This window comes from Streptomyces sp. 8N114 (assembly GCF_052245835.1).
In the GTDB taxonomy this organism is placed as follows: Bacteria; Actinomycetota; Actinomycetes; order Streptomycetales; family Streptomycetaceae; genus Streptomyces.
Window position 1 is genome coordinate 1,034,426 of record NZ_JBQQBT010000001.1, and the last position, 20,288, is coordinate 1,054,713.

Annotated in this window: 27 protein-coding genes and 1 pseudogene; 15 read left to right on the forward strand and 13 right to left on the reverse strand. The window is 68.8% G+C overall.

The features are described 5' to 3' along the window. Position 1: 1 nt before the first annotated feature. Genes rpsC through rpsJ form a run of 8 tightly spaced genes read right to left on the reverse strand, consistent with a single transcriptional unit; the run spans position 2 to position 4,452 of the window. Positions 2 to 838, reverse strand: coding sequence for a 30S ribosomal protein S3 (rpsC, locus tag ACTWQF_RS04695; protein ID WP_443277271.1), 837 nt, complete (start codon positions 836 to 838; stop codon positions 2 to 4). Continuing rightward, positions 838 to 1,185, reverse strand: coding sequence for a 50S ribosomal protein L22 (gene rplV, locus ACTWQF_RS04700; protein WP_099883475.1), 348 nt, complete (start codon positions 1,183 to 1,185; stop codon positions 838 to 840). The genes rpsC and rplV overlap by 1 nt, the downstream gene beginning before the upstream one ends. Positions 1,186 to 1,228: 43 nt before the next feature. Beyond that, entirely contained in the window at positions 1,229 to 1,510 is a 282-nt protein-coding gene (gene rpsS, locus ACTWQF_RS04705; protein WP_027738915.1) for a 30S ribosomal protein S19, read from the reverse strand. 13 nt (positions 1,511 to 1,523) lie between these two features. Then, a complete protein-coding gene (gene rplB, locus ACTWQF_RS04710; protein WP_443277273.1) occupies positions 1,524 to 2,360 on the reverse strand; it encodes a 50S ribosomal protein L2 in 837 nt (278 codons plus the stop codon). A gap of 47 nt (positions 2,361 to 2,407) precedes the next feature. Continuing rightward, a complete protein-coding gene (gene rplW, locus ACTWQF_RS04715; protein ID WP_443277275.1) occupies positions 2,408 to 2,830 on the reverse strand; it encodes a 50S ribosomal protein L23 in 423 nt (140 codons plus the stop codon). Further along, positions 2,830 to 3,477, reverse strand: a complete 648-nt coding sequence (gene rplD / locus ACTWQF_RS04720) for a 50S ribosomal protein L4 (RefSeq protein ID WP_443277277.1) — start codon at positions 3,475 to 3,477, stop codon at positions 2,830 to 2,832. Before rplD ends, rplW begins: the two co-directional genes overlap by 1 nt. A gap of 7 nt (positions 3,478 to 3,484) precedes the next feature. Beyond that, a complete protein-coding gene (gene rplC / locus ACTWQF_RS04725) occupies positions 3,485 to 4,129 on the reverse strand; it encodes a 50S ribosomal protein L3 (RefSeq protein ID WP_443277279.1) in 645 nt (214 codons plus the stop codon). 14 nt (positions 4,130 to 4,143) lie between these two features. After that, a complete protein-coding gene (gene rpsJ, locus ACTWQF_RS04730; RefSeq protein ID WP_016473429.1) occupies positions 4,144 to 4,452 on the reverse strand; it encodes a 30S ribosomal protein S10 in 309 nt (102 codons plus the stop codon). A 549-nt stretch (positions 4,453 to 5,001) separates the two neighbouring features. Here rpsJ and ACTWQF_RS04735 point away from each other — a divergent pair. From ACTWQF_RS04735 to ACTWQF_RS04760, 6 genes and pseudogenes are all read left to right on the forward strand, one after another. Then, complete coding sequence (locus tag ACTWQF_RS04735) at positions 5,002 to 5,409, forward strand: SseB family protein (protein ID WP_443277281.1); 408 nt, start codon at positions 5,002 to 5,004, stop codon at positions 5,407 to 5,409. Positions 5,410 to 5,517: 108 nt separating this feature from the next. Beyond that, positions 5,518 to 8,175: pseudogene (locus tag ACTWQF_RS04740) on the forward strand (putative T7SS-secreted protein); the annotation flags it as partial. A gap of 436 nt (positions 8,176 to 8,611) precedes the next feature. Then, complete coding sequence (locus ACTWQF_RS04745) at positions 8,612 to 8,845, forward strand: hypothetical protein (RefSeq protein WP_443277283.1); 234 nt, start codon at positions 8,612 to 8,614, stop codon at positions 8,843 to 8,845. Continuing rightward, the gene (locus tag ACTWQF_RS04750) at positions 8,845 to 9,321 is read left to right on the forward strand and encodes a S1 RNA-binding domain-containing protein (RefSeq protein WP_443277284.1); all 477 of its coding nucleotides are present in this window, start codon (positions 8,845 to 8,847) and stop codon (positions 9,319 to 9,321) included. Before ACTWQF_RS04745 ends, ACTWQF_RS04750 begins: the two co-directional genes overlap by 1 nt. A 168-nt stretch (positions 9,322 to 9,489) precedes the next feature. Further along, on the forward strand, positions 9,490 to 9,723 hold the full coding sequence (locus ACTWQF_RS04755; RefSeq protein WP_443277286.1) for a hypothetical protein: 234 nt from the start codon (positions 9,490 to 9,492) through the stop codon (positions 9,721 to 9,723). A gap of 172 nt (positions 9,724 to 9,895) precedes the next feature. Continuing rightward, the gene (locus ACTWQF_RS04760) at positions 9,896 to 10,594 is read left to right on the forward strand and encodes a hypothetical protein (protein WP_443277287.1); all 699 of its coding nucleotides are present in this window, start codon (positions 9,896 to 9,898) and stop codon (positions 10,592 to 10,594) included. Here the strand turns inward: ACTWQF_RS04760 and ACTWQF_RS04765 are convergent. Both ACTWQF_RS04765 and ACTWQF_RS04770 read right to left on the reverse strand, forming a co-directional pair. Continuing rightward, positions 10,549 to 10,797 (reverse strand): DUF397 domain-containing protein, encoded by a 249-nt coding sequence (locus ACTWQF_RS04765; protein ID WP_443277289.1) that lies wholly within the window; start codon positions 10,795 to 10,797, stop codon positions 10,549 to 10,551. The two genes, ACTWQF_RS04760 and ACTWQF_RS04765, sit on opposite strands and share 46 nt — an antisense overlap. Then, complete coding sequence (locus tag ACTWQF_RS04770; protein ID WP_443277291.1) at positions 10,794 to 11,654, reverse strand: helix-turn-helix domain-containing protein; 861 nt, start codon at positions 11,652 to 11,654, stop codon at positions 10,794 to 10,796. Before ACTWQF_RS04770 ends, ACTWQF_RS04765 begins: the two co-directional genes overlap by 4 nt. A 196-nt stretch (positions 11,655 to 11,850) precedes the next feature. On the opposite strand from ACTWQF_RS04770, the gene ACTWQF_RS04775 reads away from it, so the two are divergent. The 5 genes from ACTWQF_RS04775 (at position 11,851) to ACTWQF_RS04795 (ending at position 15,129) form a co-directional block, all read left to right on the forward strand. Further along, positions 11,851 to 12,330: an ATP-binding protein gene (locus ACTWQF_RS04775; RefSeq protein ID WP_443277570.1), complete on the forward strand. Its 480-nt coding sequence runs from the start codon at positions 11,851 to 11,853 to the stop codon at positions 12,328 to 12,330. A gap of 237 nt (positions 12,331 to 12,567) precedes the next feature. Beyond that, positions 12,568 to 13,404, forward strand: coding sequence for a hypothetical protein (locus ACTWQF_RS04780; RefSeq protein ID WP_443277293.1), 837 nt, complete (start codon positions 12,568 to 12,570; stop codon positions 13,402 to 13,404). Positions 13,405 to 13,449: 45 nt separating this feature from the next. Then, the gene (locus tag ACTWQF_RS04785) at positions 13,450 to 14,040 is read left to right on the forward strand and encodes a Uma2 family endonuclease (protein ID WP_443277294.1); all 591 of its coding nucleotides are present in this window, start codon (positions 13,450 to 13,452) and stop codon (positions 14,038 to 14,040) included. Between the two features lie 232 nt (positions 14,041 to 14,272). Beyond that, complete coding sequence (locus ACTWQF_RS04790) at positions 14,273 to 14,515, forward strand: Tn3 family transposase (RefSeq protein WP_443277296.1); 243 nt, start codon at positions 14,273 to 14,275, stop codon at positions 14,513 to 14,515. Continuing rightward, a complete protein-coding gene (locus ACTWQF_RS04795; RefSeq protein ID WP_443277298.1) occupies positions 14,506 to 15,129 on the forward strand; it encodes a Tn3 family transposase in 624 nt (207 codons plus the stop codon). Before ACTWQF_RS04790 ends, ACTWQF_RS04795 begins: the two co-directional genes overlap by 10 nt. 139 nt (positions 15,130 to 15,268) lie before the next feature. On the opposite strand, the gene ACTWQF_RS04800 is transcribed toward ACTWQF_RS04795, so the two are convergent. Next, a complete protein-coding gene (locus ACTWQF_RS04800; protein WP_443277300.1) occupies positions 15,269 to 15,916 on the reverse strand; it encodes a response regulator transcription factor in 648 nt (215 codons plus the stop codon). Beyond that, a complete protein-coding gene (locus ACTWQF_RS04805) occupies positions 15,901 to 17,160 on the reverse strand; it encodes a histidine kinase (protein WP_443277301.1) in 1,260 nt (419 codons plus the stop codon). Before ACTWQF_RS04805 ends, ACTWQF_RS04800 begins: the two co-directional genes overlap by 16 nt. 150 nt (positions 17,161 to 17,310) lie before the next feature. Here ACTWQF_RS04805 and ACTWQF_RS04810 point away from each other — a divergent pair, with 150 nt between their 5' ends. From ACTWQF_RS04810 to ACTWQF_RS04825, 4 genes are all read left to right on the forward strand, one after another. After that, positions 17,311 to 17,751 carry a hypothetical protein gene (locus ACTWQF_RS04810; protein ID WP_443277302.1) on the forward strand — a complete coding sequence of 147 codons (441 nt, stop codon included), beginning with the start codon at positions 17,311 to 17,313 and terminating at the stop codon, positions 17,749 to 17,751. 200 nt (positions 17,752 to 17,951) lie between these two features. Continuing rightward, positions 17,952 to 18,110, forward strand: a complete 159-nt coding sequence (locus tag ACTWQF_RS04815; protein ID WP_443277303.1) for a hypothetical protein — start codon at positions 17,952 to 17,954, stop codon at positions 18,108 to 18,110. A gap of 33 nt (positions 18,111 to 18,143) precedes the next feature. Then, on the forward strand, positions 18,144 to 18,947 hold the full coding sequence (locus ACTWQF_RS04820; RefSeq protein ID WP_443277304.1) for a MerR family transcriptional regulator: 804 nt from the start codon (positions 18,144 to 18,146) through the stop codon (positions 18,945 to 18,947). Further along, positions 18,944 to 19,822 (forward strand): hypothetical protein, encoded by an 879-nt coding sequence (locus ACTWQF_RS04825; protein WP_443277305.1) that lies wholly within the window; start codon positions 18,944 to 18,946, stop codon positions 19,820 to 19,822. Before ACTWQF_RS04820 ends, ACTWQF_RS04825 begins: the two co-directional genes overlap by 4 nt. Here the strand turns inward: ACTWQF_RS04825 and panD are convergent, their stop codons facing one another. Beyond that, entirely contained in the window at positions 19,823 to 20,233 is a 411-nt protein-coding gene (gene panD, locus ACTWQF_RS04830) for an aspartate 1-decarboxylase (protein WP_443277306.1), read from the reverse strand. Positions 20,234 to 20,288 lie beyond the last annotated feature (55 nt).

Here is a 20,288-nt window from a genome sequence, read left to right on the forward strand (position 1 = left end):
GTCAGCTCTCCTTTCCTGAAGCGCTCGGCTCGGCAGCGGCACCGGCGGGCGCGGCGGACTCCGGCTTGGGAGCCTCGGCGCCACCCTGGCCCTGCTGCTGCGGCTTGCGGCCGCGGCGCTCGCCGCCCCGACCACGGGGACGGTCGTTGCCGCCACCGCGCGACGGGCGGTTGCCCGCGCGGGCCGCGGCGTTCTCGGCGCGCACCTCGGCGATGTTCTTGACGTCGCCCTTGTAGATCCACACCTTCACGCCGATGCGGCCGAAGGTCGTACGGGCCTCGAAGAAGCCGTAGTCGACGTTGGCGCGCAGCGTGTGCAGCGGAACCCGGCCCTCGCGGTAGAACTCCGAGCGCGACATCTCGGCACCGCCGAGACGGCCGCCGCACTGGATCTTGATGCCCTTGGCACCGGCCTTCATCGCCGTCTGCATGCTCTTGCGCATGGCGCGGCGGAAGGAGACCCGGGAGGACAGCTGCTCGGCGACCGCCTGGGCGACGAGCTGCGCGTCCGTCTCGGGGTTCTTCACCTCGAGGATGTTGAACTGGATCTGCTTGCCGGTGAGCTTCTCCAGGTTGCCACGCAGCCGGTCGGCCTCGGCGCCGCGGCGACCGATGACGATGCCCGGACGGGCGGTGTGGACGTCGACGCGGACGCGGTCACGCGTGCGCTCGATCTCCACCTTGGAGATGCCCGCCCGCTCCATGCCCTGGGTGAGCATGCGGCGGATCGAGACGTCTTCCTTGACGTAGTCCTTGTAGAGCTTGTCGGCGTACCACCGCGACTTGAAGTCGGTGGTGACGCCGAGCCGGAACCCGTGCGGGTTTACCTTCTGGCCCATTACCGGGTTCCTTCCTTGCTGCTCACGACCACGGTGATGTGGCTCGTCCGCTTACGGATCCGGTAGGCACGGCCCTGGGCGCGCGGCCGGAACCGCTTCAGGGTCGGGCCCTCGTCGACGTAAGCCTCGGAGATGTAGAGGCTGTCGACGTCCGTGTGGTCGTAGTTGTGCGCGGCGTTGGCGATGGCGCTGTCGAGCACCTTGCCCACCGGCACGCTCGCGGCCTGCGGGGCGAAACGCAGGACCGCCTGAGCCTCCGTGGCGTTCATGCCACGAACAAGGTCCACCACCCGGCGGGCCTTCATGGGCGTGACGCGCACGTAGCGCGCTGAGGCCCTGGCTTCCATGGTTGTCCCTTCGGTGTCAGTCATAGTCTTCGCACCCAGCCGTTCAGCGACGACGCGACTTGCGGTCGTCCTTCACGTGGCCGCGGAAGGTGCGGGTCGGCGCGAACTCGCCGAGCTTGTGGCCGACCATCGACTCGGTGACGAACACCGGGACGTGCTTGCGGCCGTCGTGCACCGCGATCGTGTGGCCCAGCATTGCCGGGACGATCATCGAGCGGCGAGACCAGGTCTTGATGACGTTCTTGGTGCCCGCGTCGTTCTGGACGTCCACCTTCTTGGCGAGGTGGTCGTCGACGAAGGGCCCCTTCTTGAGACTGCGCGGCATCTAAACCCGCCTCCTAGCGCTTCTTGTTCGTCTTGCGGCGGCGGACGATGTACTTGTTGCTGGCCTTCTTCGGCGAGCGCGTACGCCCCTCCTTCTGACCCCACGGCGAGACCGGGTGGCGGCCACCGGAGGTACGCCCCTCACCACCACCGTGCGGGTGGTCGATCGGGTTCATGACCACACCGCGGACGGTCGGGCGGACGCCCTTCCAGCGCATGCGGCCGGCCTTGCCCCAGTTGATGTTCGACTGCTCGGCGTTGCCGACCTCGCCGACAGTGGCGCGGCAGCGGACGTCGACCAGCCGGATCTCACCGGACGGCATACGCAGGTGGGCCATCCGGCCCTCCTTCGCCAGCAGCTGCACCGAAGCACCGGCGGAGCGGGCGAACTTGGCGCCGCCGCCCGGCTTCAGCTCGATCGCGTGGATCGTGGTACCGACCGGGATGTAGCGCAGCGGCAGGTTGTTGCCCGGCTTGATGTCGGCGCCCTGGCCGTTCTCGACGCGGTCGCCCTGCTGGATGCCGCGGGGGGCGAGGATGTAACGCTTCTCGCCGTCCGCGTAGTGCAGCAGCGCGATGCGCGCGGTGCGGTTCGGGTCGTACTCGATGTGCGCGACCTTGGCCGGCACGCCGTCCTTGTCGTGCCGACGGAAGTCGATCACGCGGTAGGCACGCTTGTGGCCACCGCCCTGGTGGCGTGCTGTCACACGACCGGCGTTGTTACGGCCGCCCTTGCTGTGCAGCGGGCGGACCAGCGACTTCTCCGGCGTGGACCGCGTGATCTCGACGAAGTCGGCGACGGATGAGCCGCGACGGCCCGGAGTCGTCGGCTTGTACTTGCGGATACCCATTTCTCAGTCCTCGGAAGATTCAGGACTTCTGAACGACCTGGCCCCCGTCAGGAGGCCGGGCCGCCGAAGATGTCGATACGGTCGCCCTCGACAAGGGTCACGATGGCGCGCTTGGTGTCGGCGCGCTTGCCGTAACCGGTGCGGGTGCGCTTGCGCTTGCCCTGGCGGTTGATCGTGTTGACCCCGGCGACCTTGACCGAGAAGACCTCTTCGACGGCCTGCTTGATCTGGGTCTTGTTCGCACGCGGGTCGACGATGAACGTGTACTTGTTCTCGTCCAGCAGCGCGTAGCTCTTCTCCGAAACGACCGGCCGCAGCAGCAGGTCACGCGGGTCGGAGAAGACCTTGCTCGGGTCGGCCGGCGCGACCGGGCCCGGACCGTCGGCAGCCCGGCGGGCGGCCTTGGCGACGCGGGCGGCCTTCGCGGCCTTCGCTGCCTTGGAGGCAATGCTCGGGTGTCGCGTAGCCATCAGGCGTCGCTCCCTTCGGTGTGGGCCTGCGGGCCAGCAACGAAGGACTCGAGCGCGGCCTGGGTGAAGACCACGTCGTCCGAGACGAGCACGTCGTAGGTGTTGAGCTGGCCCGGCTCCAGGATGTGCACCTGGGGCAGGTTGCGGGCGGACAGCCAGGCGGCCTCGTCGGTGCGCTCGGCGACCAGCAGCAGGTTCTTCCGCTCGCTGATCTTGCCGAACAGGGTCTTCGCGGCCTTGGTCGAGATGTCACCCTCGACCACGCCGGAGACGACGTGGACGCGGCCGTGGCGGGCCCGGTCGGAGAGGGCACCGCGCAGCGCGGCGGCCTTCATCTTCTTCGGGGTCCGCTGCGAGTAGTCGCGCGGCACGGGGCCGTGCACGACGCCACCGCCGGCGAACTGCGGCGCACGGGTCGAGCCCTGACGGGCGCGCCCGGTGCCCTTCTGGCGGTACGGCTTCTTGCCGCCGCCGCGGACCTCGCCGCGGGTCTTCGTCTTGTGCGTGCCCTGGCGGGCCGCGGCCAGCTGGGCGACGACGACCTGGTGGATCAGCGGAACGCTGACCTGCGCGTCGAAGATCCCCGAGGGGAGCTCGACGGTCCCGGTCTTGTCGCCGGCCGGCGAAAGGATGTCAATGGTGCTCATCGGTTCCTCAAGCCCCCTTGGCCGCGGTACGGACCAGGACGAGGCCGCCGTTCGGACCGGGGACTGCGCCCTTGATGAGCAGCAGGCCCTTCTCCGCGTCAACGGCGTGGACGGTCAGGTTCTGGGTGGTGACCCGCTCGTTGCCCATCCGGCCGGCCATGCGGGTGCCCTTGAAGACACGGCCCGGGGTGGCGCAGCCACCGATGGCGCCCGGCTTGCGGTGCACGCGGTGGGCACCGTGCGATGCCTTGCCGCCGTGGAAGCCGTGGCGCTTCATACCGCCGGCGAAGCCCTTGCCCTTCGACTTGCCGGTCACATCCACCTTGATGCCGGCCTCGAAGGTGTCCGCGTTCAGCTCCTGGCCGAGCGTGTACTCGGACGCGTCGGAGGTGCGGATCTCCACCAGGTGGCGGCGGGGGGTGACGTCGGCCTTGGCGAAGTGGCCCTTGAGGGGCTTGTTCACCTTGCGCGGGTCGATCTCGCCGAAGGCGATCTGGACGGCCTCGTAGCCGTCCTTGTCTGCGGTGCGGACCTGGGTCACGACGTTCGGCCCGGCCTTGACGACGGTCACGGGGACAACGCGGTTGTTGTCGTCCCAGACCTGGGTCATGCCGAGCTTCTCGCCCAGGACGCCCTTGATCTGCTTAGCCATCTCTACGACACCCCTCAGAGCTTGATCTCGATGTCGACGCCGGCCGGGAGGTCCAGGCGCATCAGCGAGTCAACGGTCTTGGGGGTCGGGTCGAGGATGTCGATCAGACGCTTGTGGGTGCGCATCTCGAAGTGCTCGCGCGAGTCCTTGTACTTGTGCGGCGACTTGATGACGCAGTACACGTTCTTCTCTGTGGGCAGCGGCACCGGGCCGGCGACCGACGCGCCAGTACGCGTCACCGTCTCGACGATCTTCTTCGCCGAGTTGTCGATGACCTCGTGGTCGTAGGCCTTGAGCCTGATGCGGATCTTCTGTCCCGCCATGGCTACTTCGTAGTCCTGTCTCTCGTAACGCTCTGGAACCCATGGGTCCCAACCCTTCGCTCGACCCACGCGGTCGGGCGTGTCGGCTTCCTTCTCGTACGGATCCGCATGAGCACGCCCCTGGGGGCCTTAGCGAACCCGGAGGCTCGCGGACCTCAGGGGTTCCGTGAGAGGAGGAGCCGGGGGAGGAAACCCACCGGGTGCCTGGCTGGAAGCCCCTCCTGCGCTTCCCGGAAGATTCCCGTACTTCCGCCCCTGATGAGGGGCGACGAATACCTGGGACTCGCTTCCAGTCCTCCCGGCGGGAGGCGCGCAGCATCGGCACTCAACCGAGCAACCTGGACAGTGTGCCATAGAGGTGAGAGCGGTCGCCAATCGGGCCACTAGCACACTCGCGGCTGGTGTGCACGGACCGGCCCTCTGTCGACCACACCCCCGGTGACGTGCACCAACGTGCCAGTGATCACTAAGCGGTGCCATCAGGTGGCATTGCGTGACAGTGCCGTACCTGTTTGAGTGAAGGACCGGTCGCAAGAAGGGGGACCGGAGATGGAGCTTCCGGAAGAGATTGCCGCGATGCGTGCCGGGACCGGGGACCCCGGCGCGCTGCTGGGTGAGTTCCGGCGTGCGGCGGTGCTGGTGCCGACCCTGGGCCCGAACGCCGATCAGCTGCTGACGCGCAGCTTCGGCGGGGTGCGCTGGATCCTCGCGTTCACGGACGAGGCGGCGCTGGCGCGGTTCGCCCGCGAAAGCGGGGGCGCACCGGACGAGCCGTGGGAGTACGCGTCCGTTCTGGGCGCCCGGCTGCTGGATGCGGTCATCCCCGCGCTCGACGGGCCGACGGGCGTCGCCGTCGACGTCGCGGACGAGGACGGCTCCATGCTCTTTCCGCCCGTGCCGGGGATCGTGCCGGACGAGGTGGCCGTGGGAAGCACCGCTGAGGGGGAGGGCGCCTGATGGGTGACGACAAGCCGCACAGGACCGGGCCTTCGGCCCGTCCCCTGAGGAGCGGGCCGCAGCCGCGCAGCAGCAAGGGGAACAGGAGAGCCAGGGGGGTCAGGGCTGATGGGCTGGCGGGATTTCGTACCCGACTCCGTCGAGGAGAAGGGCGAGGAGCTGGTCGAGGGCGCCGATGACGCCGTCGAGGGCGCCGGTAACTGGAGCGCCGACCGGCTGGACGATGTCGGCTGGGACAGCGGCGGGGACTGGGTACGGGACAAGTCCCGCTCGGCGGCGAACGCCATGGGCGCCGAGACCGCCGAGTTCCAGCTGGACGAGACCGACGACCCGAAGAAGCTGATCTTCGGCAGCCCGGCAAAGATCCGTTCGACGGCCAAGCATCTGAAGGACTTCCAGACCGAGTTCGACAACGTCGCCAAATACAAGGACGACAAGAAAGACGAAGCCGAGGAACAGCTCTCCAGAGCCCGTTCCCAGCGCAACACGGCTGCCGGTATTGCCCAGACCGCCGTCAAGGCTGCCCGCGACGCCGCTCCGCCCAAGCCCGACTACTGGGAGCAGGCAGGCGATGGCCTCCAGGGGCTCCAGTTGGACGCCACCCACCTCTCCGGCGGTGTCGTCAAGGGCCTGGCGGGCCTCAACAACTTCGTACGGGGCATCAACCCGCTCGACCCGTACAACGTCACCCACCCCGCCGAATACGTCACCAACCTCAACTCCACCGTCACCGGCATCGCCCGCGTCGCCAACGACCCCGTCGGCACCGGCAAACAGATGTGGGACACCTTCAAGAAGGACCCCTCAGAAGGCGTCGGCCGCTTCATCCCCGAACTGCTCGGCACCAAGGGCATCGGGATGGCGACGAAGGCGGGAAGAGCGGGGAAGCTGGCGAAGGAGGCCGCCGACGCGCGCAGGGCGCTCGACGGCAAGGGCCCGAGCCAGTCAGCCCGGAATGGCGACGAGACGCCCTCCGGCAGGACCGACCCGGTCGACCTCGCCATGGGCAGTCCCCACCCTCCCGTCGGCGGGCTCCTCCCGAATGCCACTGGAGCGCACACCGGACGGCGGCTACACGCTGACCGAGCCGGAGATGGGGCGGGTACGGCACTTCGCACCCCCGGAAGGCGGCACTTCCGAGGACGGCGCCGCCCGGATCGAGCAGATCATCGACCGCAACGGCAACAGCATCACCTTCGAGTACGACGCAGCGTCCAGCGCGCCCTCGCGCCTGGTCCACAGCGGCGGCTACGTGGTGAAGCTGACCGTCCAGGACAACCGCGTCACGGCGCTGACCCTCGCAGGAGCACACGGAGCACATACCGACCAGACGGTCACGCGCTACACCTACACAGACGGCAACCTGACCGACGTCACCAACTCCTCCGGTCTCCCCCTCCGTTTCGAGTACGCCGACGAACAGCGGGGTGTCGTGGACCGACACCAACGACCGCCGCTACGACTACGTCTGCGACAACCTGCACCGCGTCATCGCCGAAGGCGGCACGGCCGGTCATATGCAGGTCCGTATCGACTACGACGGCATCGACGTGGCGACCGGCCACAAGGTCACGACTCTCACAAGCGCTGCGGGCCACACGACCCGCACCCTGTTCGACGACCGCGGCCTGGTCGTCGGCGAGATCGACCCGCTGGGTCATCGCACGTCGACCGAACGGGACGCGCACAACCATCCGCTGTCCCACACGGAGGCACTGGGGCGGCGGACGACGTTCACGTACGACGAGGCGGGGCGGCTGGCGACGGTGACGGACGCTCTGGGCGCGACGATACGGGTGCGTGCGACGCGGCGGGACTCCCTTCCGAGATCACGAACCCATTAGGAGGGGTGACGCGCTCAAGCGCGACGCCTTCGGCCGCCCGATACGGGTGGTGGACCCACTGGGCGCGCAGACGGCACTGGAGTGGACGCCCGAGGGGCGCTTGCGGAGCCGTACGGGGCCGGACGGTGCCGTCGAACGCTGGGAGTGGGACGGCGAGGGCAACTGCACCCGCCACGTGGACGCCGCAGGCAGCGAAACCCGCTACGAGTACACCCACTTCGACATGCTGACCGCCCGCACGGGCCCGGACGGCATGCGCTACGAGTTCACGTACGACGCCGAGCTACGCATGACGCGGGTGACGAACCCGCAGGGCCTGACGTGGGATTACGCGTACGACCCCGCGGGACGCCTGGTCGCGGAGACGGACTTGGACGACCGCACGCAGCGGTACGAGCTGGACGCGGCGGGGGAGCTCATCCGCCGCACGACAGCGCTGGGCGACGTGATCACGTACGAGCGCGACGCGCTGGGCCGCACGACGTGCAAGGACGCGGCAGGCGCTGTGACGACGTACGCGTACGACCCAGCAGGCCGCCTGTTGGCGGCCGTCGGGCCGGACGCGGAGCTCCGCTACCAGCGCGACAAGCTGGGCCGCGTCAAGACTGAACTGGTCAACGGCCGCGTCCTGACCCACACGTACGACGCCCTGGGCCGCCGAACGCGCCGGGTCACCCCGACCGGCGCCGTCTCCACGAGTACGTACGACGCGGCGGGCAACCGCACCTCCCTCACTGCCAACGGCCACACGTTGGACTTCACACACGACGCGGCGGGCCGGGAGACGGAGCGCCGCATAGGCCCCGAGGGCCTCACGCTCTCGCAGGTGTGGAAGACCGCCTCACCCAGGTCATCACCCCTGGGGGTCCCCCCGGCACCGGAAGCTCCGGGGGAGGAACGGTCTGGCGGCTACGCATACGATCCGCAGGGCCGCAGGGTGGCCAAGCACCGCATGGCCGGCGAGGAAGTCGCTGAAACCACCACCTTCACCTGGGACCACACCGGCTTCACGCCCCTCACCCAGACAGAACGCCTCACCAACGAATCCACCCAGCAGGAAATCGACTCCCGCTTCTACGCGATAGTCACCGACCTCGTCGGTACCCCCACCGAACTCGTCTCCGAAGACGGCAACATCCGCCCCGCATCCGAATCCGGCCGGTTACGTTGACAACCCGTGCTACTGGATCGACCCCCTCGGGCTCTCGCCGGGATGTCCGGAGGATAAGCCGCTCAAGCTCTACCGCGACCCAGCGCGAGGTAACCGCGCCCGCGAGGCCGACGGCCTCGACCCTGACCTGCATCCCTATACCCCCGAGGGCGGAGAAGGAACTGCCCACCTAGGAGAAACTGAAGGTGTGGCCCAGAAATATGCCGAGCAGGGCACTCACGAGGATGGTTACCACGAGTTCACCATGAAAGAAGGCTTCGAAGAGGCGTTCCCTCCGGAGAAATACCGGCGAACTCACGATAACAAGCCAGGAGAGTACCAGTGGATAATCCCGCAGAAAGATATCCCGCGGTTCAACTCCTTCATCGACGGACAGCCTAAGTGGTGGAATTTCCACCAAGGGTACAAATGGGAAGACTGATGCCAGATATCGAAGATCTGCAGCCCGGGGCGGTCTGCAGGGGAACAGTCACAGCCGCATCGGCCACGGTACTCTTCGTCGACCTCGGCGGGGCAGCCGGCGTTGTGACAGCCCCCAACCTCTCCTGGACACGGTTCACTCACCCGGAACAGGTCGCCCGGGTAGGGGAAGAGGTTGTCGCAGTTTTTCTCAGCGTTGATTCAGAGCGCGATCAGGTCTCGCTGTCCCTGAAGGAGCTCCAGCACGACCCTTTTCTGGATTTTGCGGCGACGCAACTGGGGGCAGTGATGACAGGAACCGTAGAAAAAGTCACACCGATCGGGGTATTTCTCAAACTTGAGGAGAACATTTCCGGCCTCCTTCCGGTGTCCGATATGCCAAAGGAATCGGTAAAGATCGGGGAGAAGCATCCCATCGTTGTCTCGTCGATCAATCTGCACGAACGGCGGGTCACTCTGGCCTTGGCTGATCGATGAACTCCGCTGCCGCCCCTTCCAGGGCGGAGCGGCAAGCTCGTCGGCGCTCGCCAAGTCCCCGCGCGCCGTGGCGGGTTCGCGGCCGATCCGGGATCGTGTACGTCGTGGACTCCGACGATACAGAGGCGCGTGAAGCGCTCCGCCAGATGGCCGAGGCATTGGAAAACGATGCTCAACCTGATCAAGGCTGACGCGCTTCCCACAACTCCCGAAGCCCGCAGCCTCATGCGGAAGGCGATGGTCTTCCTCGACGAGTCCACCGGGCGGATCACCGACACGGGCCGGCCGGAAGAGATGCTCGCCCTCGCCACCGCGCTCAACAGGATGGTCATCTCGACGCGGGAGCAGATCCTTGATGACGCCGTCGCGGCCTTCCCCGTGCCCGACCATCCGAACGCCTGAACAAGTCGGCGGCGTCAGCCTCCTTGCGTACGTCGGCTGTGACGGTACGACCACAGCCGCATGGGCGGTTGCGTCTGCGGAGTGACGACGTGGGCCGGTGCGGGTCCGAGGATCGGAGCAGGCGGGTCGGCACCGCATTCTTCACCCGCCTCACACCGACGGCTGGAGACCCATGAGTCCTGTCATTCCCCCGCGCCGCCCGCAGTTCCGTACGCGTAGGGCGACCTCCGCGGCAATTGTCGGCGCCACGGTCCTCGCCACCATCGCGGTCACCGGCGCGGTGACCGGCGCAACCGCTGCCAGCGGGCCCGCGTCGTCCGGCAAGCCTCAGCAGCGGCCGACGCACGCGAGCGTGACCGGGTCGGCCGAGTTCCGGCTGCCGTACGTGAACGACGACGACATCCGCTCCTTCGCGTTCGACGCCCACGCCGCCCCCTACAGCAAGCCGGTCCCCGGCGTGCCCACCGGGCTGCCGACCGACGCGTACGGCACGGTGAAGGTCACCCACTACTCGGCGGAGCGAGACACCACGTACACCGCCGAAGGCAAGGTCGACTGCATGACGACCGCACCGGGCAGCGCCACGCTGACCGCCGTCATCACCAAGGTGAGCGCGGGAGGGCCGGACTGGGTGGGGAAGCGGCTGGGCTTCAGCGCCCATGACGGCGGCGCGGACAGACCCGGCAGACCGTCACCGGACCGGGACCGGGTGGGGTTCTCCTGGGCGGACGGAGTCAACTCGACGTTCGACCCCGACGGGCAGAAGGAGTACTCGGTAGGCCCTTGCATGGCGCCTGCCGCCTTCGCGCCCGTCACGAAGGGCGATTACCGGGTCCGGCACGCCGACTTGCCGCTCTGGCCGAAGAACTGATCCCCGACGGCGTACGAGATGAAGTCGGCCCAGGTGGCAGGGGTGACGGCCAGGCGCGGGCCAGCCACATTCTTGGAGTCCCGGATGTGGACTGCGCCAGGCGTGGCGGCGACCTCCACGCAGGCCGGACCGTCGTCGCCGCTGTAGCTGCTCTTGACCCACTCCAGCGCGGAGCCGTCTTCGGCGGAAAGCTTCAACGTCATGTCTCTCCCAGCACTTTCTCAATGAAGGCCAGCGACTCACGCGGAGTGAGTGCCTGTGAGCGCAGCATGCCATACCGCAACTCAAGGACCTGCGCTTCTTTCGGGTCAGAGATCAGGCGGCTGGTGAGCTGAGCTTCCGTGTGCCCCAACGTCTTGCCATCCGCGAACTTCAGCACCCTGTGCCCACCCATCATGCCTGCGTGTTCTTCACAGACCGTCGGCATCACCTGGATCGTCACGTGTCGCAACTGTGCTACCTCCAAGAGGTGTTCAAGTTGCCGCCGAAGTACAGTCCTGCCGCCAATTGGCCGCCGTAAAGTCACCTCTTCCTGAACGAAGGTGAAGGTTGGCGAGGGCTGTCCATTGAGGATCTGCTGCCGGGCCATGCGAGCAGCCACGTTGCGGTCGATCTCTTCCTCGCTGTACGCAGGGCGCCGCTGCACGAACAAGGCGCGCGCGTACTCCTCTGTCTGCAGCAGGCCCTCGATGTTGCGGTCACCATAGGCACCCAACTCCACAGCCTTCGCTTCCAACTTCGCCAGGTCCCGAACCTTCTTCGGGTACCGCGCCTGCTTCACGTCCTCCTTCATCGCGGAGAGCTTGCCGCCCGCGCCCAGTGCTTCGTCCGCGTTGTCGAGGAACTCCGGCTTGGGGAGCCGCTTGCCGCGTTCCACAGCGGAGACCATCTCGTCGCCGTATCCAATGGCAGCGCCCAGTTCGGACTGTGTCATTCCGGCAGCCTCGCGCCACAGCTTGATCTGGCGGCTGACCGCCCGGAGTACGGCGCTGGAGTCGTCCTCCAGCCCCGCCTCCCACTCGTCGTCGTGTTCAGCCACGCGTACCGCCTCCGTCCGCATTCGGTACGCATACCGTAGGAGCGGCTCACGATGGTTTGTCACAGAATTCGTAAAACTACTCCGGTTACGCCGTACAAGCCGTACTATCCCGTCCGCACTCCCGGACAGCCTCCTCCCGTGCGCTCACCATCTCTATCCAGGGCGCGTACGTCCGGCCACGCTGGGTGAGGTGATCAATGAGACCTCCGCTACTCGGCTGCCCCAACTCACCACTTCACGGCTGGACTTCACCGTTCTGCTGTCCTCCACCCGGCGTGGCGCGCGTCTCGCTCGGCTACTCACCGTCGCTGAGCTCAGCTCACGCGGACTGCCGACGGAGACCGCTGCGCACGTCGTCGGCGAGCTTGCCGCCAACGCGGCGCTGCACGGGCGGGTGCCCGGACGGAGCTTCCGGCTCAGAGTCCGTACCGCCGACACCCCCGGTGCCCTGCGGATCGAGGTGACGGACACCCGGAGCGAGGGGGCTCCGGACACCTCCCCGCCACAACTTCCGTCCGGACACTCGGAGTCGGGGCGCGGCCTCATCATCGTTCAGGCGCTCGCCGAGCGGTGGGGGGTGACACATGGACCGGTGCCGTGCAAGACGGTATGGGCAGAAATCTCCCTCGAGTCCGTCGCCGTGGTCACCGGATCGCGGCCCGCCGGGTCCCGGTACCCCGCGACATCAAAGGCGTAAAAGGACCCGCGAAGCACCTCACCAAGCCCCGCCGGCCCTCATCACCCACACGGGTGAACGCAGCGAACTCGATTGGCCCGCACGCCCGTTGGCTGGCATATGCTCCAGCACGAAGCACACAACAACCCCACACATGCGACGGCCCCCGGCCGGGACTGGCATCCCGAACGAGGGCCTGACCACCGAGGAAGTAGGGCCTTCCCGATGGCTGTTCAGCAGCTTAACGCGCCTGCGCGCGTGCCGTATTCCCGTCACAGGACCTGCCACAGGGCGGGGCCCCGTTCCGGCGTCGTACACGTCAAGTACCGCCACCGCGAACGCTTCACCGTCGTCGGCAACCACCTCGCCCAGCACCGGGAGCTCTCCCTCCTCGCGATCGGGCTCGCCGTACACATCCAGTCCGTGCCGGACGGCACCAGGGTGGACATCAAATCGCTCACCGCCCGCTTCCCTGAAGGGGAAGCCCGTATCGCTGCCGCGCTGCGCGAGTTGGAGGCGCACGGCTATCTGTCGCGGACCGCGCGGCGCGCGCCAGGCGGGCGGATCGTCACCCACACGGTGTCGTATGCCAACCCGGGGGCGGCGGCAGACACGCCGCCTCCGCGAGCTCCCGAGCCCGAGCCCGCACCAACGCCGCAGCGCAAGCTGCCCGAACCCCTCCCCGCGCCCCGCACACCCGACCCCGCACGGCATGGAACCGCCGGCGCGCTCCTCGCCGCGCTGCGCCGTGACGACGACCGGCTGCTGCTCTCCGCACGGGACGTGGACCGCCTCTCCCCCGCCGTCGACGCCTGGCTGGAGCGCGGTACGGGGCCGGAGGCCGTACGCCGCGTGCTGACCACGCACCTGCCCGCAGGGCCACTTCGCAGCCCGGCCGCACTGCTCTCCCACCGCCTCACCGCCCAGCTGCCACCGCCGCTGCCCGACGCCCCACCCCCTGGCCCGCGCCCGGACCCGTTCCAGGAGTGCCCCGACTGCGAGCGCCCCTTCCGTGCACCCAACCCTGGCCGCTGCCGGGCCTGCCGCTCAGAAGGCCACAGCAGTCACGGGCTGCGGTCACCGGTGCGCGGCTAGCATGAGTGGCCTGGCCTCCGGCCATCGCAGAAGGGAGCGAGCGCCGTGACGATCTCTCCACACCACACGGGGCACGACGCCGTCCAGTATCAGGCGATGCGCGACATCGTCGAGCGCATGCAGAGCAGTGTGCCCGGCAAGTTGGAGATCACCAGGGAAGGAATCGTTCACGACATGATGTCGCCGGGGGGCCCACATGAGCTGACGGCGGCGCGCGTCAGCCGTCGCCTGGAGAAGGTGATGCCGGACGGCCTGCTCGCCCATACCGGCACACCTGACGTGGAGGACGCACGGCACGGCGTCGTGCGTCATCCGGACATCATGGTGATCTCCGAGGACGACATGGAGGTCGAGGGCCCTTTCGACCCGCGTACCCTCGTCGCCGCCATCGAAGTCGTCTCCCGCTCCAACCCGGACAACGACTGGACGGGCAAGATGCGCGACTATCCGCTGCTGGGGGTCCCGGTCTACGTGGTCTTCGATCCCCGTACCGGCGAAGGCGCCGTCCTCTCCGACATCCACCCCACCCCCGCCGGCCCTCGCTATGCCACCCGCAAGGACTTCGTCTACGGCGAGGACGTCACCATCGGCGACTGGACCATCTCCACCGAGGGCCTGCCCCGCTACGCCTCCTAGCGCCGTGCCCCGCGCAGGCGCGCCTGTATTGGGGGTGTGACCCAGATACGGGTCAAAGGGGCAATGAGTTGATCTTAGGCTCCGCGAGGCCGCCGCGGCGGCGGACGCCGGGTACCCGGACAACGAGGGCCTGGTCATCGACCCGGAGACAGGTATCCCGTCGCTCAAGCCGCACCGTGCGGAGGGGCTGACGGCTTCGGCGAGGCGGCTGGAGCAGGAGATCAAGGCGCGGATGCCGGAGCGCACGCTGATCGGGATTCTTTCGAGGACGGCGTACTGGGTGGAGTGGTGGCGCCGTTTCGGCCCGGCCTCGGGCAACGAGCCGAAGCTGGACGATCCGTTCGGCCGCTACGTCATCACGACCTTCGTGAAGGGCACCAACATGGGCCCATACGAGGCGGCCCGCCACATCCCCGGGGTGAGCGGGCACGAGCTGTCGTACACGGCGAACCGGCACTCTCGATCGTGCTGCTGAACGAGGCGATCGCCGACCTGGTCAACGCGCACGCGCGCCTCGACATCTCGCAGGCGTGGGCCATCTCCGTACGCGAGGGGGCGATCTCCTCGTCGACGCTGCTGAAGCGGTTGCGCTCGGGATCGCGGAAGAACGCCACCTACACCGCGTTCCGCGAGGTCGGCCGCGTGATCCGCACCGTGCAGCTGCTGCGCTACCTCTCGGACGCGCCGCTGCGCCGGCGGGTGACCGCGGCGACGAACAAGGTCGAGGCGTTCAACGGCTTCTCCCAGTGGCTCGGCTTCGGCAACCGCGGCGTCATTGACGACAACGACCCCGTCGAGCAGGAGAAGGCGATGAAGTTCAACGCGCTGCTCACCAACGCGGTGGTCTCCCACAACGCCCTGGACATCGCGGAGACCGTCCGGCAGCTGCTGGAGGAGGGCTGCACGATCGACCCGGAGGAGCTGGCCCGCATCTCGCCGTACCTGACCGAGCACATCAACCGGTTCGGCGAGTACTCCACGCACGAACTCGGCATCCAGCCCGAGGCGTACGACCCGAAGCCGGACGTGGACTTCACCCCTCTGCGCGAGCAGGATCTGGCCGCCACCGGCTTCGGCACGGCCGCCTGACCCGCGGCCGGGCCGACATCATGCGGGTCTGACGGAGCACGAGGCCGACGACCTGCTCGACGTCGACGACTGGGACGCCGGATGGAACGCGGACGACGAGTACGAGTGGGTAGGTGAGCGTGCCGGCGGCAGGACCAAGCTAAGGCTTGTTCAGGTAGGTGAGGACGGCGCGGACACGGCGGTTGGTGTCGTCATCGTCGGAGATGCCCAGCTTGCCGAACAGGGAGGTGGTGTACTTGCTGATGGCGCTCTCGCTGAGAAAGAGGCGGCGGCCGATGGCCTGGTTGGACAGTCCCTCGGCCATGAGGGCCAACACGGAGTACTCGCGTTCGGTGAGCCGCTCGAGTCCCCGGTTCGGGGAACTGTTGGACAGCAGTTTCGCGATGACAGCCGGGTCCATGGCGGTCCCGCCGCCCGCGACGCGCTCCAGGGCGCCGATGAACTGGTCGGCGTCGAACACGCTCTCCTTGAGGAGGTAGCCGACGCCGCCGGAGCCGTCGGCCAGGAGCTCGCGGGCGTACAACTGCTCGACGTGCTGGGAAAGGATGAGGACCGGCAGACCGGGCATCTCGCTGCGGCCGGCGAGGGCCGCCCGCAGGCCCTCGTCCGACTGGTCCGGCGGCATGCGAACGTCGATGACGGACACATCCGGGCGCCACGTCCGCAGCGCGTCGAGCGTTTCAGGTCCGGTGGTCGCTGTCGCCACCACCTGGTGCCCGTACGCCTCGATCAGGCGGACCATCCCGTCGCGCAGGAGGTAGAGGTCTTCGGCTACAACGATTCGCATGGCAGCGCCATCCTGACACGGGTCGGGCCGCCCGGTGGGCTGGTGATCTCCAGGGTGCCGTCGAAGACCGCGAGGCGGCGGCGCAGACCGGCGAGCCCGCCGTCGGCTCGCTCGTCGGCCCCGCCCCGGCCGTCGTCCTCAACCTCGACAACGAGGTCTGTCTCGTCCCTGGCGAGGCAGACGCGCGCCCGCGACGCGTGGGCATGCCGGACCGCGTTGGTCAGCAACTCGGCGACGCCGAAGTAGACGGCCGACTCGATCGGCGCATCCAGGGTCAGCCGGGCATCAGCGCTGACGGCCACGTCGAGCGGGATGTCCAGAGCGAGGGCGCGCACTGCGTCGACGAGTCCCCGCTCGTTCAGAACCGGTGGACTGATCCCCCGGATCAGCTCGCGGAGCTCGGCCAGCGAGGCGGTGGCGCCGACCCGCGCGTCCCGCATCAGTGCCTTGGCCCCCTCCGGGTCGGTCTCCATCAGCTTCTCCGCGGTCGCCAGGGAGAGCCCGAGCGCAACCAGACGGGCCTGCGCCCCGTCGTGCAGGTCCCTTTCGATCCGGCGGATCTCGGCAGCCTGCGCGACCGTCGAGTCCGCGCGCTGGGCGGTCAACTCATCCACTCGGTCCGCCAGCACCATCGCAGGCGACGGACGCAGGAAGCGGACGGCCACCGGCTCGACGAGCCGCCAAGCGTACGGTGCGGAGGCGACAGCCACGACCAGGCCGAGCGCCCCGACGAGGCGCGTGGCGAGCCCCGGCCGGCCGAGCCCGAGGACCGCCGCGGCCACCCCGGCCGGCGGTAGGGCGGCGACCACGCCCGCGGTGAGCGGCACGATCCCCGTGAACCGCAGGTCGCGCCAGTTGGCGGGGTCTTTCCACCGGAGCCGCCACTTCTGGTCCAGGAGGGCGTCCCGGCGGGTGCGCTCGTAGGAGAAGCCGTTCCACCAGTACCCGGTGGACATCCGCGTCACCACTCCGGCCTGCCGGTATCCGGCGGGGATGACGGTGGCGGTCCACCTCGCGACGAGGTAGCGGACCATCCGGCAGACCGGGCGGGACAACGCGAGCGTCCCCCCACACACCAGCACGAGCGGCGCTACCCACGACCACGGGTTTCCCGCCCCCCACCAGATCCCCAGCGCCACGGCGGCGGCCCACACGGCCGGGACCAGCATGCTGACGACCGCGACGGCGCATCCCCGCACGAAACCCACGCCGACGCGCGCCACCCACGAACCCAGCTGCCTCATGACCCATCCTTCGCTTACCGTTCGGTGCTCCCACTGTGCACCGCGCGGAGCCCGCTACTTCCCTGTTCAGGCAGGGAGTGGGGCTACCCCCACCCGCCTGTGTGTCCAGGCGGATACCGCGTCAGCCAAGCACTTCATAGCGTCGTGAGCATGGAAACCAACGCGCACACCATGGCCGAGGCAGCACTCCTCAATACCCCCCGCACCCAAGGTGCCTTCGACACAGCGAAGAGCAGCATCAAGGTTTACGGCGCACTGAGCGCCGCCGCCCTCTTCGCGGTCATCGCGGTATCGGTCAGCGGTCACACGGTGAACACGTTCATGTGGGTCCGGGCAGTCCTGCTGCCCGTAGTCGCCGTGCTGATCTACCGGATGACCGGATCCGCTTCCCGGGGATCTCGACGGGCCTTCGAGCGCGTGAGGGCTCTCGCCGTCATCATGCCGATCGCGATCATCGGCGTCGACCTGATCCCGGGTGTCTGTCCGCCGTGGTACGCCGTGATGCAGGTCGTCTGCATGCTGCCCGTCATCCGAGTCGCGTTCATGACCCGCGGCTCTGCACTGCGCGCCGCCTTCCCCAGGGGGCGCTGATCGGGCGTCGGGCGCCGCTCAGTGCGCCCTCGCCCAGGAACCCGCGGGCCACGTCCGGGCCGCATCTTTATCGGGTGGAGACTTTCCAGGCCTCCGCGCGGTCGTCCGCTACTGGCCGACAAGGTTCGTGACGTGCCGAGCCGGAGCAGGGGCAAGGCTGGTGACGACCCGTCGAACAGTTCGACTGCCCCACCTGTGAGGTGCCCGCCGGAAGCACCTGCCGCACCCGCGGCGGCAAGGTCGCCCCGAAGTACCACACCCCCGCTTCATGCTCGTCCCCCAGCTCCGCGCCGAACCGGGAACAGGGCGGCGCCGTGCCCGGACGGGTCTCCGTACCGCGTCCGGACACCGCCACTTGACCTTGTCGCGGCGACAACGTTTCTACTGGCGGCATGCGAATCGGAGAGCTCGCCGAGATCGTCGGCATCACGACGCGTGCCGTGCGGCACTACCACCGCATCGGGCTGCTGCCCGAGCCCCCGCGGCAGCCCAACGGCTACCGCGAGTACGCGCTGCGGGACGCCGTCGAGCTGGCCCGCGTCCGTCGGCTCACAGAGCTGGGCCTGAGCCTCGACGAGGTCCGCGACGTGCTGGCGGAGGACGCCGGCAAGGAGCTGGCCGAGGTGCTCGCCGAGCTGGACGCGGATCTGGCACGCCAGGAGGAGGCTATCCGGCAGCGGCGCGCCCGCCTGGCGCAGCTGCTGCACCAGGCGGAGGAAAGCGGCAGGCTGCCCGCCGAGGCGCCGGTCTCCCCCGAACTCGCCGCACTGTTCCACGACATGGCACGCTTCTCCACCCGGCTGCCCGGACCGGAGCCCGCGATGGCGGCGAAGGAGCGCGAGCTGCTGGCCCTGCTGGACTCCAGCCCCGAAAGCGGTACCCGAGGCTGGCTGCACGGAATGATGCAGGCGCTCAGCTCCGATCCAGAGGCCATGGCGCGCGCTTACACGGTCTACGCCCAGCTGGATCAACTGGCGGAGGCGGCCGAGGACGACCCTCGGGTGGAACAGACCGCGCGTGCCATCGTCGACTGCCTCCCGGAAGCGACGCGGCAGGCGATGACGCCCCCCGCCGACCAGGAATCGGCGTCCGACAGCGGCGGCTTCGCCGAAGCGCTGCTCGCGGAGTTCTCACCGGCCCAGGCCGCGACGGTACGCCGCGCCGTCCAGCTGCTGCACGAGGAGCAGGACCGATGACCGGGCCGCGCACAGTGCGGGGACTGCGCCGGGCGGTGCGGTGGTCGTTCGGCGGACTGGTGCCCGGCGAGCTGGTGCTGATGCTCTGCATCGCGGGCGGGGTGCGCATCGCCCCGGCGGCACGTGTCGCCGTCGAACTGGCGGTGCTCGCAGTGGCGGTGGCAGCGGGAGTGCTGCTGGCCCTGGACTACCGACGTCACCGAAGCGACGGCCTCGGCCGGCGCCCGGCCCTCCACGCCGCCGTCGCGGACACGGTTCCGACGCCCGTACAGAGGCTCACCGTCCACGAGATCAGGCTCTCCACCAGCTTTCTGCGCTGGGTGACACGACGCCGCCCGCACGGCCTACGTGAGCGCGCGGGCGACATCGCGGTGCCGTACGCCCCCGCCCAGGCGGCCCTCATGTACGGCTTGCTGTTCGTCTCCGTCATCGAGACGGTGGCTCTCGCGTATCTCATCCCCTGGCCGGTGGTGCACGCCGTCACCCTCGTCGTCGACCTCTGGGGCGTCTACTTCGTCATCGCCCTGCACGCTTCCTGCGTCGTGCGTCCGCACGTCATCGGCGCCGACGGCTCGCTGCGGCTGCGTTACGGGGCGCTGCTCGACATCCGTATCCCCGCACAGCACATCGCCGCGGCGCGTGTCGAGCGGCGCTTCCCGGACGCCAGGCTCGCGGCCGTGGACGCGGACGGCGGCGCGGACCTCGCCGTGGCGGGCCAGACGACGGTCACCGTGGAACTGACGGAGCCCGTCGGCTTCGTCCGCGCGATGGGCAGGCCCGCCCAGGCCCGCACCTTCCGCTGCTACGCCGAGGATCCGGCCGCCGCCGTCGCGGCGCTCCGCGCCCGCGCGGCCCTCGACCGGGACAGCACGTGATCAGCGCGACGCCACAGCCTGCGGGCTCCGCGCCGTGTCCGAGCCCGGCACCGGCTCCCCCGCGTCGGCACCCAGCCCCACGATGCGGTTCTCCGCATCCACGTGCACCACGCGTGGCTTCATCGAACGTGCCTCCGAGTCGTCCACCTGTGCGTAGCTGATCAGGATCACCAGGTCCCCGGGGTGGACGAGATGCGCCGCCGCGCCGTTGATGCCGATGACGCCGGAGCCGGGCTCGCCCTCGATGACGTAGGTCTCCAGCCGGGCCCCGTTGGTGATGTCGACGATATGGACCAGCTCGCCCGGCAGCAGATCCGCTGCCGCCATCAGCTCGGCGTCGATCGTCACCGAGCCGACGTAGTGCAGATCGGCCTGGGTGACCGTGGCCCGGTGGATCTTGGACTTGAACATAGTGCGCAGACGTAGCACAGCGTCACTCCGTACGAGGAGAAGGGTCGCGCCCCCA